The 16,853-nt window shown below is 42.1% G+C and carries 13 protein-coding genes; 9 read left to right on the top strand and 4 right to left on the bottom strand.

The annotated features are described in order from the left end of the window. From ACTIE6_RS19925 to ACTIE6_RS19895, 7 genes are all read left to right on the top strand, one after another. Positions 1 to 1,326 (top strand): flippase (locus ACTIE6_RS19925; protein WP_439558316.1); only part of this gene is annotated, 1,326 nt, incomplete at its 5' end. Positions 1,327 to 1,336: 10 nt separating this feature from the next. Then, the gene (locus ACTIE6_RS19920; protein ID WP_439558315.1) at positions 1,337 to 2,566 is read left to right on the top strand and encodes a glycosyltransferase family 4 protein; all 1,230 of its coding nucleotides are present in this window, start codon (positions 1,337 to 1,339) and stop codon (positions 2,564 to 2,566) included. Between the two features lie 10 nt (positions 2,567 to 2,576). After that, positions 2,577 to 3,818 carry a glycosyltransferase gene (locus ACTIE6_RS19915; RefSeq protein ID WP_439558314.1) on the top strand — a complete coding sequence of 414 codons (1,242 nt, stop codon included), beginning with the start codon at positions 2,577 to 2,579 and terminating at the stop codon, positions 3,816 to 3,818. A gap of 1 nt (position 3,819) precedes the next feature. Further along, a complete protein-coding gene (locus ACTIE6_RS19910; RefSeq protein WP_439558313.1) occupies positions 3,820 to 5,370 on the top strand; it encodes an O-antigen ligase family protein in 1,551 nt (516 codons plus the stop codon). A gap of 54 nt (positions 5,371 to 5,424) precedes the next feature. Continuing rightward, the gene (locus ACTIE6_RS19905) at positions 5,425 to 6,513 is read left to right on the top strand and encodes a glycosyltransferase (protein WP_439558312.1); all 1,089 of its coding nucleotides are present in this window, start codon (positions 5,425 to 5,427) and stop codon (positions 6,511 to 6,513) included. A gap of 55 nt (positions 6,514 to 6,568) precedes the next feature. After that, a complete protein-coding gene (locus ACTIE6_RS19900; protein ID WP_439558311.1) occupies positions 6,569 to 7,690 on the top strand; it encodes a glycosyltransferase in 1,122 nt (373 codons plus the stop codon). Between the two features lie 36 nt (positions 7,691 to 7,726). After that, on the top strand, positions 7,727 to 8,476 hold the full coding sequence (locus ACTIE6_RS19895; protein ID WP_439558310.1) for a WecB/TagA/CpsF family glycosyltransferase: 750 nt from the start codon (positions 7,727 to 7,729) through the stop codon (positions 8,474 to 8,476). Positions 8,477 to 8,494: 18 nt separating this feature from the next. Here the strand turns inward: ACTIE6_RS19895 and ACTIE6_RS19890 are convergent, their stop codons facing one another. Continuing rightward, positions 8,495 to 10,030, bottom strand: a complete 1,536-nt coding sequence (locus tag ACTIE6_RS19890) for a DUF1501 domain-containing protein (protein ID WP_439558309.1) — start codon at positions 10,028 to 10,030, stop codon at positions 8,495 to 8,497. A gap of 2 nt (positions 10,031 to 10,032) precedes the next feature. After that, a complete protein-coding gene (locus ACTIE6_RS19885; protein ID WP_439558308.1) occupies positions 10,033 to 11,661 on the bottom strand; it encodes a DUF1800 domain-containing protein in 1,629 nt (542 codons plus the stop codon). A gap of 269 nt (positions 11,662 to 11,930) precedes the next feature. On the opposite strand from ACTIE6_RS19885, the gene ACTIE6_RS19880 reads away from it, so the two are divergent. Then, positions 11,931 to 12,599 (top strand): hypothetical protein, encoded by a 669-nt coding sequence (locus ACTIE6_RS19880; RefSeq protein ID WP_439558307.1) that lies wholly within the window; start codon positions 11,931 to 11,933, stop codon positions 12,597 to 12,599. 166 nt (positions 12,600 to 12,765) lie between these two features. Here ACTIE6_RS19880 and ACTIE6_RS19875 read toward each other — a convergent pair whose 3' ends face one another. After that, complete coding sequence (locus ACTIE6_RS19875) at positions 12,766 to 14,037, bottom strand: GDSL-type esterase/lipase family protein (protein ID WP_439558306.1); 1,272 nt, start codon at positions 14,035 to 14,037, stop codon at positions 12,766 to 12,768. Positions 14,038 to 14,308: 271 nt separating this feature from the next. Between ACTIE6_RS19875 and ACTIE6_RS19870 the strand changes: the two genes are divergently transcribed. Then, entirely contained in the window at positions 14,309 to 15,712 is a 1,404-nt protein-coding gene (locus ACTIE6_RS19870; protein ID WP_439558305.1) for a capsule assembly Wzi family protein, read from the top strand. Positions 15,713 to 15,816: 104 nt separating this feature from the next. On the opposite strand, the gene ACTIE6_RS19865 is transcribed toward ACTIE6_RS19870, so the two are convergent. Continuing rightward, on the bottom strand, positions 15,817 to 16,853 hold a 1,037-nt coding region (locus ACTIE6_RS19865; RefSeq protein ID WP_439558304.1), incomplete at its 5' end, for a T9SS type A sorting domain-containing protein.

Raw genomic sequence — 16,853 nt, 5'->3', positions numbered from 1 at the left:
AAATCGGTTTCAGGAGTTTTCAGCAAGATTAGCATACTGCTCAATAATCCGACTGTCCGGAAATATGCCTTCAATACTTCCTGGCTATTCAGCGAACAGATCTTGCGAATGGCAGTTGGATTGTTTGTAGGTGTTTGGGTTGCCCGATTTCTGGGACCCGCTAATTTCGGTATTCTCAACTATGCGCAAAGCTTAGTCGGACTATTTGGTGCATTGGCTACTTTGGGATTAAACAATATTGTCATCAGAGAGCTGGTGAACAAAACAGTAGATGAGAATTTGCTTCTTGGAACTGCATTTGTAATGAAGTTGGTCGGTGCATTTGTAGTTATGGCGTTGCTGGCGATCACCATCAATGTAATTCCCACAGATTCATATACCAAGTTGATCGTAATGATCACCTCTGCGTCCACCATTTTTCAAAGTGTGAACGTTATCGACTTCTATTTCCAGTCAAAGGTTCAATCCAGGTTTGTAGTATATGTCAATTTCACTGTATTGCTCATTTCTACTCTATTAAAGCTTCTTTTCCTGTTCCTGAAAGCCTCGGTTGAAGTATTCGCCATTATCGTAGTAGTCGAAACAATCGTATCAGCTATTGGTCTAATATACTTCTATAAGAAAAACAAGACCGACATTCTTAAATGGAGATTCAACACAAGTGTGGCAATTGCATTGCTGAAAGATAGCTGGCCGCTGATACTTAGCAGCATTTCAATATCCATAGGAATGCGAATTGATCAGGTAATGCTCAAAAGCTATATCAACGAAACGAGCGTAGGTTACTATGCTGTTGGAGTAAAATTTGCTGAAATATTCAATTTCATTCCTATGCTGATAAGTCAGTCCATTTACCCGAAGATTATTGAAATGGACCTTGAAAAAGAACGAGGCAAAATGGTTGCGATGCTGCGTTACATCTTTCTTGCACTTGCGCTTTTGGGATTATTCGTAAATGTATTTTCAGGATTCGCGGTCAAATTGCTTTACGGAGAAGAATACGAAGCGAGTATCGCAGTGGTGAATATTCTGATTTGGTCAATTCCATTTACATTTTTGAATATTGTAACAAGCACAATCCTACAAAAGCTGAATAAAAACTCAACAATTCTTTTCAGACAACTCATTATAGCCGGCATCAACATATTGGTCAACATGCTGCTAATCCCAAGATATGATATTGTAGGCGCTTCAATGGGAACGCTGATCGCAGACATGTCACTTTTCATTTTCGGCTTTCTGATTCCAAATGAACGTGGGATATTCTTCCTCCGGCTGGAAGCACTGTTGTTTATCAAAACAGATAAAATCAGAAGGTTTATTTAAAGTATTCGCGATGAAGATCCTGACAGTAGTTTACGACTTAGACAAAGGTGGCACACAAAGGGCGGCGCAGAACTTTTGTGAAGCATACCAGATCCTCGGATTTGACAGTCAATTGCTGGCAACGCAAACCGGCGGAACTCGCGAACATGAACTCGAAGCACTTAACATTCCATATTTTATTGGCTTAACAAAAGAGTTTGTCGAACACATTGAAACCTGGCAGCCAGATATTGTACACCTGCATTCGCATTCACTTGCATGCGACGAAATACTCGCATTGAAAGAACACTGCCCAAATGCAGACTTTGTTGAAACAAATGTATTTAGTGAACCCTCCTCCTATCCTGAGGATATCCTGAAATTTAGCTTTCAACTTTCAGAATGGTGTCGCTATTTATATCTGCTTCGCGGCGGTTCAAAAAGTAAAAGTGTCATCGTACCGAATCCGGTAAAAACAGCACAATTCAAACAAGCGTCTGAAAAGGAAAAGATTGATTTCCGAAAGCAATATGGTATTCCGGAGCATGCATTTCTCCTCGGAAGGATCGGGCAAAGACATTACGGAAAATGGTCGCATTACCTGATACACTTGTTGGAGCGCTTTCTGGAAGAAGTGAATGATCAAACTTACCTGGTCCTCGTCAACGCGAAAGAAGAATTGCTTACCTACGCCTATGCGCGTAACCTTGGACATAGAATTATTAACATTGACGCAATCACAGGTGATTCTGAATTGTCAAAGTGCTACTCCGCAATTGATGTTTTCGTGCATATCAGCAGTCAGGGAGAAAGTTTCGGATATGCATTAGCCGAATCACTATTGTGCGAAACACCAGTTGTAGCATTAAATACCCCCTGGTCTGATAATTCACAAGTTGAAACCATCGGTCACGGCATAGGTGGCTTCTGTGCTAATTCCAGGGAAGAGCTTTTTCAATACACCAAAACTCTATTCCTCGACAGCGCTTTACGTCAGCGGTTTGGCGCTAAGGGAAGAGAGAAAATTATCAGGGATTACGATTACATCGCAGTAGCTAAAAAGGGATTGCAAATGCTTTCAGAACAACAAGCTAATGTGGAAGTTCATGTAAATAATCTTCCAGCTATTCAGCAATTTTCTTCGTTCAAGAAAACTATTGTGAGCGGGCTGTTATGGACAAAATATCAGCATGCCAAAACGCAGAGGATATCAAATTATCTGCTGCGAAAAATATATAAGCACGAGACTTACTACTCTTAAAAACCCTTCCATGAAAATTCTTCACATTACCTGTTTTGACAATGGCGGTGCCGGCACTGCTGCAATCCGCTTACATAAGGGATTGTTAAATATGGGAATTGATAGCAAAGTATTAGTCCTGGAAAAAAGAACCAGCACACCGGAAGTGTATGCTTTGAAAAAGACCAACAAGTACCTGGTGTTGTTTCAAAGGATTCTAAAAAATCTCGGATTTCCTTTGACACTTGAACACTACAATGACAACCGGTCGAGAAAGTTCAAAGGTGATTTCGATTATTTCTCTTTTGCAAAGACCTCGTTCACTGACCTTGCTGATCATCCATTGGTAAAGGAATGTGACGTGATCAATTTACATTGGGTAGCAAACTTCCTGGATTACAGCTCGTTTTTTAAGAAAGTAAATAAACCTGTAATCTGGACGCAGCATGATATGAATGCATTTCAGGGTGGATTTCATTACAAAGATGACGATATCCGGAATAAAGAAATTCTTTTTAAAGAGAATGACGAGCAATATCAATGCAAACTCAATGCGCTTAACCAATTTCCAAGTGAATCTTTGACTGTGGTTTCGCCCTCCAAATGGATGATGCAAGAAGCCTCAGAATCAGAAATACTAGGGAAGTTTCCGGGTGTACTTATCCCCAATGGAATTGATACCTTGATATTCAATAATAAGAACGGCGCAGAGTCAGACTTGAAGACCAAGCTGGGACTTGATCCTAATAAGATAACCGTCTTGTTCGTGTCTGAAAGCGTTGCAAATCCGAGAAAAGGATTTGACCTTATTGCAAACCTGATGGCGGATTGGATGTTAACAGATATCTGCGAGTTTGTAGCTGTGGGAAGTATCAAAAGTGGCCAAAAGTTGCCTGGCGTAAAATACTTGGGCAGCATTCATTCCGAAATGTTGCTGAGTGAGATTTACAGTGCCGCCGACATTTTCCTCCTTCCAAGTCGCGAAGATAACCTGCCTAATGTAATGCTGGAAAGCCTAGCCTGCGGCACTCCCGTTGTGGCATTTTCCGTAGGTGGCATGAAAGACCACATCTTCAATGGCTTTAATGGCTATTTATCCGGTGAGTTATCCGGCGCCGGATTGCACAATGCTTTCATCAAATGCGTTAACGATATTGCCTCGTTCGATCATGAAGCGATTTCATTAGACGCAAGAAGAAAATTTAACCTTGAAAGGCAAGCAAAATCTTACATGACATTGTATCGCAGGATGTCACAAGTGCTGGTTCATTGATATGCAAACGTCGACAGTCCATATAGCAAAGCAAGCTGAATCTGATTCGCTGATTTACGTAATTGTAAAAATTACAGTGATGATGGTATTGGGACAATTTACATTTGCAAAATATCCGGCTCCCGTGATGGCACTGTCACTATTGATTATCGGCGGACTGTTTTTTGACTCACTTTACAGAAATAAATATCCGCATTTCTTATTTCAACTTTTTATCTGCAACCATTTCATGTTCGGTTATGAAAATGGCGGCATTTACAACCTGGCGGCTTCAATTTCGCTGATTATTTATCTTTGTTTTTTTAAGAATTTCTTCTCTGTTCCTTCTTCTTTGCGCAGATTGTTGCTCTTTTTAGTCGCAGCATTAGCAGTTATACAGGTAGTCAGTCTGCTCAACAATAATGCAGCGCTTGTTACGAAACTGACTGCTGCATTAATATTCGCCAACCTGCTATTTCTTTTTATTTACGCATCAAAGATCCAGCTCAACTATTCCGATTTAAAGCAGTTCATACAGATAACAGGTATTTTCTTCTTCTACAATCTTGTTGTTTCGATAAACCAGAAATACGAGCTGTTCGCGTCTCCGTTTGAATTCTTTCCAAGTCTTAATGCCGAAGCAGAATTTGAAATGGGCATTCTCAGGAGCAATGGTGTTCTCAATAACTTCGAATTTTATGCAGAGTATTCCATTTCATTGATCGCATTGATATTACCATCTGTGCTAAGCGGATCGTCAAAGGCTTATGGGCAAAGATTTTACTTCTTCTGTTTCGCGATCATCTTTACGGGTATTTTGTCAATCATCTTTTCAGGCACGCGCTCTTCCGTATTACTCCTGCCAGTTGTCGCACTTCTTACAGGCATATTACTAAATAAGAGGCTCAAAGTGAGAGTTTTGTTATATGGAACTGTTCTTGCTTCTGCCTTTGCAGTTATAAATGCACAGGCCGGCTGGATTGATTTCGACGTTTTTTCTAAAAGGAGCGAGAACGTCGACATGAAAAATCTGACGTTGGAGAAGATCCTGAGTGGAGAAGAAATCAACCGAGGCGGCATTTTCGCTTATGGCATAAAGAAAGCAGGCAGGAGTAACTTCTTTTTTGGTGAAGGATATTTCACAAAACGACTCGAATATATCAAAGTACACTTTGATAAAACCGGTGATGATGTCATTCCGGACTATCATAATTTGTACATGAGTGTGATTGTTACCTGGGGCTACCTCGGAGGTATTCTATTTCTCTCGCTTTTCGTAATCAGTCTTTTCAGAGGCTACCAGCTCTATTTCAGATTACAACAATATAATCTCTTCGCAGTAGATCTTTTATTAGGATTTAACCTCCTGTTTACGTTTTTACTAATTAACCAATTCAAGATACAATTTATCAGAGATGCCAATTATTTTCTGATGACATTATTATTTCTCGCGATCTATAATTCAGTAATACAGCTTTTGAAAAATAGCACGTTTCTGACAGCAACAAACAACAGCATAAGTGATAAAAAAATGTTGGAAGATGTGGTTAATGAAAGCGTTTTATTAAAATAATTGACGCAGACCAAAAAAAACATTTAAGGAGCGCATGTATCAAATTCTCTAAACATGAATGTTAAGTTTTATCACCGTTTTTTTTCGCCTGAGGATATCGAACATATTCCTCACCACTATCTGTACGGTGCATCAAAGCTTAAATCGCATGGTATTGAAGTTGATTATTATGTTGACTCGTCACTTGGAAGTCGACTGTTAAGAATGATAAAGAATGCATTTAAGATCCTGACTGACCGAAAGAAAACTGATGTTTTATATGCCTCGACTGCAAATGGAATTGAGTTGCTGATCCTTCTTCGGAGTATGGGACTTTATAGCAAACCGATCCTCATCTGGCAGCACAGAGCAGTGATGCAGTCGGATAATAAACTAGTCAGGATGCTTTTAAGTCAATATTACAGAGGTATTGACATGATGTTCATGTTCAGCCAAATGCACATAGATGAATCAGCCCGATCCGGGGTTGTAGACAGGAATAGACTATATTTAAAAAGTTGGGGCCCAGACCTTGACTATTATGATAAGATAATAGCAGGCAACAGCTTGACTGACTCAGACTCAGTAGAAAGATATTTTTGCTCCAACGGTAGGGAAAACCGTGATTTCCCAACATTGGTAGAAGCATTTGATCTGCTTCCCAATGAGATCCTGAAAATATATACCTCACGAATTCACGGGTCGATGAATAACCAGGACATTCTTTCAAGATATACTGATTCAAAAAACATCCGTATACAGATTATGAACGGCGACTCTTCAAATAGCCAATTTCTCGCCAGGGAAGTATTGGATAGTTTGTGTATGACCATTTGTTGTCAGGAACGTGACTACACAGTTGGATTAACATCTCTCTACGAGGCAATGGCATTAAGCAAGGCAATTATCACTTCCGACAATCCCTATTTTCCAATTGATGTAGAAAAAGAAAATGTGGGCATAAAGGTCGGATATGGAGATGTACAAGGTTGGAAGAATGCAATTGAATATCTTGCCAACAACAGGGAAGTAGCGGAACAAATGGGAATAAACGGACGAAAGCTTGTGGAGCGCAAATACAATCTAAACTTATTTTCAGCTGATCTCGCAAGTATGATCAGGCTCAAAGGTGCGCGTAAGGGCCCGCTATCTAAAACCAATTGATATACACCCAATAAATTGTTAAAATCATTTACCCAAAATACGTAAACCTTCCTTCATGAAATCCAGTATATTATTTGTCTTACATATACCACCTCCCGTTCATGGCGCGGCTATGGCAGGTACATTTATCCATAATAGTGCATTGATCAATAATGAATTTGACACTAAGTATATCAATCTTTCCACTTCGACGCATTTAAAAGAATCAGGAAAAGGTAGTTTCAAAAAGCTGGGTGCGCTGCTCCGCATTCAATATCGTGTGATCAGCGCGCTGCTCAGAAAAAATTATGATCTCTGTTATCTTACATTGAATGCAAGCGGGCCGGGGTTCTATAAGGATATGCTGATCGTTGCTATTTGCAAGCTGTTCGGAAAAAAGATTATTTATCATTTCCACAACAAAGGTGTAGAAACGTCAGAGAAAACAAGACTCAACGATACACTGTATAAATATGCTTTCAACAATACATTCAGCATTCTTATATCCAAATTCCTTTATTCTGATATAAAGCATTATGCAAAAGAAAGCAATGTGTTTGTTTGTGCATACGGTATTCCTGAAAGTACAATCGTAGAAGAACCAGTTGCTACTGCGAATGTGCCTGATAGTCCGTGCAGACTATTATTCCTCTCTAATATGATGCAGGAAAAGGGCGTGTATATCTTGATGGAAGCTTGCCAGATTTTAAAAGAACGTGGCCTTCCATTCGAATGCAATTTTGTGGGCGCCTGGTCCGATGTATCTGAGGAATCATTTAAAAACAAAGTAAAGCAACTTGGGATAGAAGACCGCGTTTTTGGGCACGGTCCTAAATACAATTCGGACAAACTTGCTTTCTTCAATAACTCTGACGTTTTCGTTTTCCCGACTTACTATCATTATGAAACCTTCGGCCTGGTAAATCTCGAAGCGATGCAACACGGAATTCCCGTAGTTTCATGTCCGGAGGGCGGCATTCCTGACATCGTTGTGGATGGAAAAACGGGCTATCTCGTACCGCAGAAAGATGTCAATGCACTGGCCGACAAGCTGGAAATCCTTATTCTAAACCCGGAACTCCGAAAAGCAATGGGTCGGGAGGCAAAGGCAAGATTTGAACAGTATTTCAGACTGGAAACTTTTGAAACCAACATCAGGGATATTCTGAAAACCGCAATCGCAAAAAACCCTTCATAATCTACTCAACTCATAACAAATCAAGCTTACATAATTATGGAACTTCAAGGATACAAAAGTACAAACGTTTTGAGCTACGAGGTATTTTCGGCTTCTTTGGATATCATCAGGGCAGATGTTAAGAAATTGCTTATTAACACCTTTAGTCCAAATTCATACGGTATTGCCTTGCAGGACCGGGAATTTGAAGAGGCGCTGAAAGGCTCCGACCTGCTCGTGCTCGACGGTATCGGTATCGCTCTTGGAAGCATATTACTGAATGGGAAAAATATTAAAAAGATCGCCGGTCAGGACTGTTTCGATTATCTCGTTGAAAAAGCCAACGAACATGGCTGGAAAGTATTTTTGCTTGGCTCAACGGAATCAACGCTGAAAAAAATTACCGACAGACTGGGCAAAGAATATCCCCGGATTATCAGCGGCAGCTATTCCCCGCCTTATAAAGCAGAGTTTTCCGATGAAGACAATGCGCGGATGGTTGAGGCTGTCAACGCGTTTCAGCCGGACATTCTGTTTATTGCAATGACCGCCCCAAAGCAGGAAAAGTGGGGATATCAGCATCGCGATCTGGTAAATGCCCGAATTTTATGTGCTGTGGGCAATGTATTTGACTGGTATGCAGGAAACAGCAAAAGACCGGCGTCCATCTGGATCAAGTTGCGCCTTGAATGGTTAGTCAGAATTTTTCTCAGACCGGAAATTTTCAGAAGAAATACAAAGAACCAGCTTGCATTTGTAAAAGACGTGCTTCTTCATATTTCTTATATCAAGCGCAAAAAAGTATAGCCGGCCATATGCTCCGTTCTATTCCCTCGTATCAACCTTATAATTTCCCCCGAAATACAATTCGCCGCCTGCGTCGACATTGATTTTTTTCGCAGCTATATTCTGATTGATTGATATGGTATGTCCCCGGTTTATCCGAACACGATCGTTTATATCGGGGACTCTGCCGTGAGACCAGACAGACTTTTCACCCCACGAGCCGGAACCGACCGTTTCCACAACATCAGAAAAAAGCGATACATTTTTAAAGCTCTTGAAAAGCAAAGCATCCGTTTTAGAGCTTTCCGCGCCAAACCAATTACTCAGAATATCAGAATAAACCCGGCGAAAATCGATCTGCATGGCAATGTCATAGTTGTTATCATGGGAGCTTGAAGGCGGCGGTACCAGATCATTGGCAAGATCCGGGTTTGTACCAATGTCCTGTCTCTTTATACCGCTTCCAAAAACCAGCATCGGTGCGGCAATGCCGTGATCGGTTCCTTTGGAAGCATTCGAAGACGCGCGGCGGCCGAACTCTGAAAACGTCATTCCTATAACACGCTCTTCGGTACCCTGCAGTTTCAAATCCTGCTGAAAAGCGGAAATGGCACCTGAAAGTTTGCTCAACAGCGAAGCGTGTGCGCCATTGACGGGATCATTTCCGTCAACCTGTCCGGAATGCAGATCGAAGCCGCCGAGCTCTACATAATATATTTTACTTTGCAAACCTCCATGAATCAGGCGGGCCACAATTTTAAGCTGCTCTGCAAGTTCATTGCCATTTTCAGGATAGCCGGCCATATTTCTCCCATTCTCCGAGGCGCGTTTGATCTGGGATCCGTAGCCGATCGAAAGTACCTGCTGTTCCCTGACATACTTAATCAGCTGACCCGAGTAGCAACATGGCAGATCATCCACGGGAATATTGGTTTGTGTGCCTACAAGCTGGTAAAACTCGTCGGGCGTAGCCATAACAACGCCCATTGACTGCCTTTGTCCCAACAAACTTGTACTTGCAATGTGCCCGATCTGTATCGCCAGCGGGTCTTTCATCTCGTCATTGGGATAATTATCCGGGTATCCCGGAAAACGCTCCTCAAGGTACCTTCCTGCCCAGCCGGTGGAAGCATATTGAGTCGCATCAGATCCGGTCATGTAAATATCAGCGGACCGAATGTGTGACAGATTGGGGTTCGGGTAAGAAACGGAATGAACGATAGCGAGCTTTCCTTCATTATATAACTGCTGCATGCCCGGCATTGCAGGATGTAAACCGATTTGCCTGCTGCTACCCAGCGGAAGAACTTTGTTTTCCGGAATAGCGATGTTGCTGCGAAGCGCATGATAGCGCGAGTAGTGCTCGACCGGAATGACCATGTTCAAACCGTCGTTTCCCCCATTCAGGTAAATAATCACCAATACCCTGTCCGGGTTAGCTGCTACGGCCTCGTGGAGCGAATTTACAAGTGCTGAATTCCTGGCAAATGCTTTTACGCCAAAACCACTTAACATCACCGGCAGGACCATCGAGGATGTTGCCGCAAGAAAGTCTCTTCTGTTAATCGTCGACATTGTCAAAAAATTTGAAATTCAGCCATGCTCATCATATACTTCATTACTGCTTCCAGCCGCCATAAAATCCCGCCTCTTGTTTCCTGGTTCTGATTTTTTCGGTAAGCATTGAATTCAAATTCCCATGATTTACGGGGAGCCGAATACATCATGATTTTGTCAATGAGAAATTCTCTTTGCGACGGAAACAGATCATGTACAAAGAGATTTTTGCTCAATGCGTCAAAGACCTGTTCGCAGGTGATCGGCGGTGTACCCTCTATGTCCGCGAAGTTGGGCTGCAAAGAACTTACCCACTTCACCAGATCAATGCCGATTTTAAAGTCCGGATGAATTTCGGTAGGATAAACCATCTGATCGGTAAACATCCTGCGCATCCCGATACTTGCCGAATTGATCCAGTTAACAGAATAACCCGTCTGGTAATAGGGCAAAGACCCAAATACCAAAGGCTGGTCCAACAGGTTGAGCTGCATCGGGTACATGCGCCAATGTATGTATTCCACGTACTTCTTAAAGGCCACATAGTCCTTCGTCATATCGGGGACCGGCTGCTTAAAGAATCGCATACAACCGACCAGCAACTCTGCGGGAGACTTGATGATCGAGCCAATATTATCTGAATGGAAGAAAATGTCGCTTGAAAGTAACTTCTGCAGCACCGGCTCCAATGCGAAGTTGTTTTCCGCGCTGGCAAAGAAATTGGCAAGCGGGATAATCACATTGTTTTCAATGTCCTGCGGCACATCCGTGTTGACATACCAGCGGTATAACTTCCGGCAAATGAACCTGGGACACTCTGGATGGCGCGTCAACATATCCACCAGATCGGTAAGCTCTTCATCTCCCGCATTGGCCCCTCGCCTGCCTTTTATAACCGTATTATTATAATGAGAGGAAAACTGCTTATCACCATCATCGTGACGGCCCGGATTAAACACAGTGCCCGCAGAAGCAGAGCCATGGGCGGACTGATTTTCCACTTGCCAGCCTGTAAGCAATCTTGCAGCAGCTTTCACATCTGCGTCCGTATAATTAGGCTCATTGGCATAATTCCGCTGACCTACGGTAAAAAGTTCTTGTAACTCCCTTGCGTAATTCTCATTCGGGTGATCCTTCTCGTTTTGATTTCCATTTTGATAGATGAGCATAGCCGCATCCTTTGTCATTTCGGAAACGAGCGTTTTAAAATTGCCAAGGCTATTTCTGCGTAGTAAGCTGATGTACTGATAAGAAAGGCGGTAGTCGGTTACAACCGTTTGTGTGGTAACAAAATGGTTTTGCCAAAAAGCGGTCATCTTCTCCAACACGGAAGGTTTCCCATTCTGCTCTGCCATTAACCCGATCCACCAATACTTCACATAAAAGCTATATTCGTTACTCTTGCCGGAATCGAACGGTTTATCCATAAACGTCTGACCCGCAACAGGCGAAGCTCCATCCATAACAACCGGCGGCGGCGGAGAAAGTGTCAGAGCAGCATTGCTGATAAGCGCATTCACAGCCTCCGAAGCAGACAACCCGGTAAAATCAGCTATCTCATCAGGCGTAGGACCAAAAGTAGCACGCCTCAGCAAATGTGCCGCGTGTTTGGATGATAGCAGCTGCGAGAAGGTATCGAGATAGGGCATGGCAAATGGGAAAAGACACGATTACTAAGCGTACCGACGATATAGTTAAAGTATTTCCTTATAAATTGACGTATTATCCTAAGTGGTAGACAATGCTCACAAGTTATCAATTTCCACTTAATTACTTCTACAACCTTCCCAGATTCTTAGACCTTTGGTTCCAGATTCTACTGGTATTGCATTTGCTTTATACAAAACACAAATTGAGCAGTTACATACAACTATTTTGATATATTTGCCAGGTATTCAACGTTATCGTTTAAGCCTTCATGAAACCTTACGTTTTCTTGCTAATGATAATCGGCCTCTTGCATTGCAAAGCCAAAAATGATGAACAAACATCTGCTACCAAAATTTTGAACAATAACTCGGTTGTTTCAAATAAGCAAGATTCTAGCCAAGAACTGAAAAATTCCTTAACAGCTTTGCCAGGAGTAGATTTTGGAATATCTCTGAAAGACTATCAGGCAACAAACAAATATATGATGCAAGGCCTCGGGTCGAACACGTATTTTGTCAAGCCGTTTTTTAATGATGAGTCAGAACTTTTTAAAATAGAACTTTCTGGCATAAGCCGAAACGCTTCGTATTCTGATGTAAAACTCTGGGAAGATCATACAAATTTGGTGAAATTTTTTGAACGTGATAATGGTGCACCTAAAATCCTAGCAGCTAACCCAAGACTAAAAGAGTTTAAATCTGGGGAAATTAAATGGACACACTCGTGGTCAAGCTATTCCAAAAGGATCAAGGTAGGCATTGCCGAAGGAGCCGCAGGCGAAACTTATGAGGTCGTCGGATGGATTTATGATAAGGCAATGTTGAACAAACAAGTTCTTGCAGACTCATTAATGCTGCAACCTAAAAAGAAGTCCGTCTATAAGCCGAAGAAACAGCTAAAGCGGCAGAAAAAAGTTAAACACCGCGCAGAGGGATAAAGGTTATCAAATTAAACTTGTGTGTTCTATATAGGTTAGTCGTAAATGCATACGTACTATTTAGCAAGCCACATGAGCGCTCACCTAATTAGATTAGCTTGAAATTGCGCAAATAAAATTTTTTCTAGCACGTAGGAGGTACTTAATGTAATAAAATATTCCGACCTTATTCAATAAGGTCACCCATAATAAGTAAATTATTCACCAGCCAGGTTGTTGAATTGTATTGGGCTGCATCTTTAATCGGCAAGGTTTTCAATCCTAAAATGGAGGCTTTGTTGAGCTGTTTTTCTGAAACTTTAAAAGTGACTTCGTGCTCATTAAAAGGCATCTCATTTAGAAAGAAAAAGTTCCGTCTGTATTTTGCACATCCTTTGTCAAATCTGGAGATATCCGGACTAGGCTCTCCATCAATTATGACCTCCACAATTCCAGAATCAGGGCCTATTATATCATAGATACCCAATATTTTACCTCGGAATTTTACGCTAAAAGATGCTCCGGGAGCGTCAGCTCGGAATATATGCGACATACTTTTTGAAAACCGTTTAACCAAATTGTTGCTTTCTGGCAATAGCTGCCATTTATCATTTTTCCTAATCTCTGACAGTGAGACCATTTTTGCCTTTTCCCAATTATCTTTCGTGTAAGCTTCTCTCAAGATGTGTGGCATTTTATACGAAGAATCTCTCATCTTCGTTAAGCTTCTCTCTACAACTCTCGCGTAAATTGGATGCCCGGAATTAATTAGTGGATGTGTTTTATCCTTCGTAAATACAATCTTATCTCTCGTCTTAGTAGGATCACCTGTGAAAACAAGTTGTTCGCTCACTAATAATTTAACTACCTCTACTCCTAGATGAATAGAAGGAATGCCGTAATGGTCTGCAATTCGCTCCATCGCAGCTGCGGCATTTTGATACTTTCCTTGTTTAAGGTAGGGAACTCCGCTTTCTGCTATTGTATATACATAACAGATATCAGTTGATGGATTTTGTGCCCATATTTGACGTACAATCCCCTCCATGCTTCTAAATATTGACTCTGATGAAGCTTTATCATCATTGACTGCGAACTCTACAAAAATAAGATCAGGCTTATGCAGCAAAACATCCCGCTTAAGTCGGAAAACCCCCAGATTAGAACCAGTGCCACCGACACCAGCATTTATTTGCTTGAATTTCGCTCGAGGGAAATTGCTCGACAGCCAAGAGAAAGTTAGGTCCCGCCAACCATGACCAGCAGCTGTAATACTACCACCCAGGTAAGCTACCGACACGCTTTCCCCAGATTTCACCTTGAAAAAAAAGTTTGGCAGACCATCCCGCTGATTTAGTTCCTTTAATTTATTTACCGTTCCCTGCCCAATCGTCTCATGCGAAGGAAGAATTAACCCGATCATCAAAGAAAAAATAAGCAAACTTTTAATGTTATGCATAATCAGCGGTTTGTGAATTTATGATATAAACGTCCGGTAAGTAAAATAATTTTTGAGGATCTAATGGGGATCATTATACTTGATAATATACGTGGAGTATCGTTTGCAAATTAAACGACAGTTTCGTATTTCCAGACTGCACACCTCAACTTATTGCAAATAAGTTTGATCCTCTGTAAGAAGTCTCGAAGACTTCCATAACTCCAAGATCCCGTTGCAAAAAACGTAACTTTTTAGCTACCTTGGGACTACATTAAATTTCACTCGACGTATGAGAAAAATCCTATTACTGGCGATTTTCGCTGTTACTCTTGAAGCTTCTGTTGCTCAAACAAAAAATTACAGAGCTAAGCTCGAAGGTCAGGCATCAATGTCTACGCAGAGCCACGTACCATTTTGGATACGTAGCAATCAATTCGGGAGCGTCCCACTTTCAGGACCTTCAATCAGTGTAGTTGGTTCCGGTTACAGAGACTACGACACATCGAAGGTCAGACTGATAGACTGGGGAGCAGGTTTTGAAGGCAGAGCAAACGCTGGAAAAGGCGCGGAAGTCATACTTATTGAGAGTTACGGAAAAGTAAAACTCAGTATTTTTGAAATTAAAGGCGGAAGAATGAAAGAGACCTTCGGCCTTACAGACACGTTGCTGACAACTGGTAATTTTGCAATTTCTGGGAATGCACTAGGAATACCAAAGGTTCAGATCGCAATTCCCCAATTCTATGCTATTCCTATTTTTGGTAAAATTTTTGCTATCAAAGGTGTTTTTGCTCATGGCTGGATGGGAGAGCTGCCGATCAAATACAAGCGCGTGGATCATGCGTATACCTTTTTTCACCAGAAAGCGCTATACGGACGTTTTGGCAAACCCGGCTGGCGCTTCCATTTGTTTGCGGGCTTTAATGATCAGGCTTTTTTCGGCAATGAAGCAAAAATTTTCGAGAGCTTTGTACTGACGGACTGGCAGAAATACCGCTCAGTCGTCCTGGGTCAGAGTTGGGCTGCCAGCAAAGTGGGGAACCACTTAGGTAATATTGATGTGGCTTTACAGTATCGACTGAAGAATTCACTAATTTACTTGTATAGACAAAGCTTCTACGAAGTTGGTGCCTTGGGTCACCTCGCTAACATCCAAGACGGAATTCATGGAATAAGTATCCGAAATCTTTCTCCGGCAAGCGGCTCTCTCCGCATCACAAAGCTTATGTTTGAATTCATTTATTCTAAAAACCAGGCAGGTGAAAGATGGTCAAAACCAACTCCAACTGGAAACGAGAACTATTATAATCATTATCTATATGCGTCAGGTTGGAGCTACAAGGGTGCAAACTTGGGAAATCCATTCTTTACACCAGCTAAGAATGCGCGAGAGGGGCAGGCATCTAATCCAGGAAATTATTTCATAAATAATAGAATAAAAGCATACCATCTCGGTGGTCAACTTAGTCTTAAAGAGTGGGATCTATTAACGAAACTGTCATTTTCAGAAAATTACGGTACACACAACGAGCGAAAGAATTTCTTAAAGGTCAATCAGTTTTCTGGTTATCTTGAAGCTTCGAGAACTCTGAACACACACTCTAACATCGGATTCGTAGTTGCAGCTGACAAAGGAAAATTGCTTGATAATTCCCTAGCTGTGATCATCAAGGCGTCAAGAACGTTCAAATAATAAAGACATAAGCCCTACCTTTCACAATACTAAACGCATGTTGCAAAAGATAGGGCTTGTACATTAATTACTTTCTTACTCCCCATTAACCGGGTACTACTGCTCTATTTTATTAAAAGTACCCGTTTATTTATTTTCTGTACTCCGGATTCAACTCTAAGCATGTACATCCCTTGTTGACTATCACTTAAATCAATTGATTGTTCAATCCTCTTTTGTCCAGTCACTATTTTATTCCAGATTATCTGGCCGGACATATTCAAGATGGACATCCTGACTTCATTTGAAGACGCTACCATATCAAAGCTAACACTTACAATACCTCGCGTAGGGTTAGGTGCAACTATCACGGTGATGTCGCCAAATCTTTCCTCTTCATTCTCAGCATCAGCCTCTTCTATACTCGCGACGCGTGCGGATGAACGGTTACAAGTGATCGTACGAGGCGAGTTATCCAGTATCACCGAGGTCCCCTTGATACGGACACTTAATGAGTGCGGCTGCCCATCTTTCAGTGAAGAAGGCAATGCAATTCTGAAACCGTAATTGCCCGTCCCCATTCCCGAAGCTTTCAGGTCATCACGGTAAAGGCTTGCACTTGTGCTGCCGATCACAACGTCATTTTCCAACAGCTCCACCGTCAGCGCTTTGGCCGGATAGCTCTTATCCCAGGCAAAACCGCGGATAGAATCGCAGCCCACAGACTCGAAGCTGCCGGCATAGGCAGGCAAGGCAGCACAAGTAAGCTTGCGTGGCGAGCTGGCCAGCAGCACACCCGTACCTTTTATACGGATGCTCAACGTGTGCGACTGACCGTCCTTGAGAGATGCTGGGAGTGGCAGGCTGAACCCATACTTGCCAGTCCCCATGCCTGCCGCGAAAAGATCTTCCCGGTAGGCATTCGCGTTGGTCGTGCCCACTACCGTATTACCGTCCAGCAACTCAACAGTCAAAACCTTGTCAGGATAGTTCTTGTCCCACGCATAACCTTTCACTGTATTGCAGTCCGCGCTCTCAAAAAGACCTGTGTAGAGCGTGGCAGATGCGCAAGTAATCGTGCGCGGCGAGTTGTCCAGTATCACCGAGGTCCCCTTGATACGCAAACTCAGCGAATGCGCCTGGCCATCTTTCAGTGAAGAAG

Source organism: Dyadobacter sp., from assembly GCF_051859145.1.
GTDB lineage: Bacteria > Bacteroidota > Bacteroidia > Cytophagales > Spirosomataceae > Dyadobacter.
This window is presented reverse-complemented; position numbering and strand designations above follow the sequence as displayed.

Bases quoted from the DNA above. Each gene is read 5' to 3' on its own strand.
- ACTIE6_RS19920 (WP_439558315.1), top strand. From the start codon at position 1,337: ATGAAGATCCTGACAGTAGTTTACGACTTAGACAAAGGTGGCACACAA.
- ACTIE6_RS19915 (WP_439558314.1), top strand. From the start codon at position 2,577: ATGAAAATTCTTCACATTACCTGTTTTGACAATGGCGGTGCCGGCACT.
- ACTIE6_RS19910 (WP_439558313.1), top strand. From the start codon at position 3,820: ATGCAAACGTCGACAGTCCATATAGCAAAGCAAGCTGAATCTGATTCG.
- ACTIE6_RS19905 (WP_439558312.1), top strand. From the start codon at position 5,425: ATGAATGTTAAGTTTTATCACCGTTTTTTTTCGCCTGAGGATATCGAA.
- ACTIE6_RS19900 (WP_439558311.1), top strand. From the start codon at position 6,569: ATGAAATCCAGTATATTATTTGTCTTACATATACCACCTCCCGTTCAT.
- ACTIE6_RS19895 (WP_439558310.1), top strand. From the start codon at position 7,727: ATGGAACTTCAAGGATACAAAAGTACAAACGTTTTGAGCTACGAGGTA.
- ACTIE6_RS19890 (WP_439558309.1), bottom strand. From the start codon at position 10,030: ATGTCGACGATTAACAGAAGAGACTTTCTTGCGGCAACATCCTCGATG.
- ACTIE6_RS19885 (WP_439558308.1), bottom strand. From the start codon at position 11,661: ATGCCCTATCTCGATACCTTCTCGCAGCTGCTATCATCCAAACACGCG.
- ACTIE6_RS19880 (WP_439558307.1), top strand. From the start codon at position 11,931: ATGAAACCTTACGTTTTCTTGCTAATGATAATCGGCCTCTTGCATTGC.
- ACTIE6_RS19875 (WP_439558306.1), bottom strand. From the start codon at position 14,037: ATGCATAACATTAAAAGTTTGCTTATTTTTTCTTTGATGATCGGGTTA.
- ACTIE6_RS19870 (WP_439558305.1), top strand. From the start codon at position 14,309: ATGAGAAAAATCCTATTACTGGCGATTTTCGCTGTTACTCTTGAAGCT.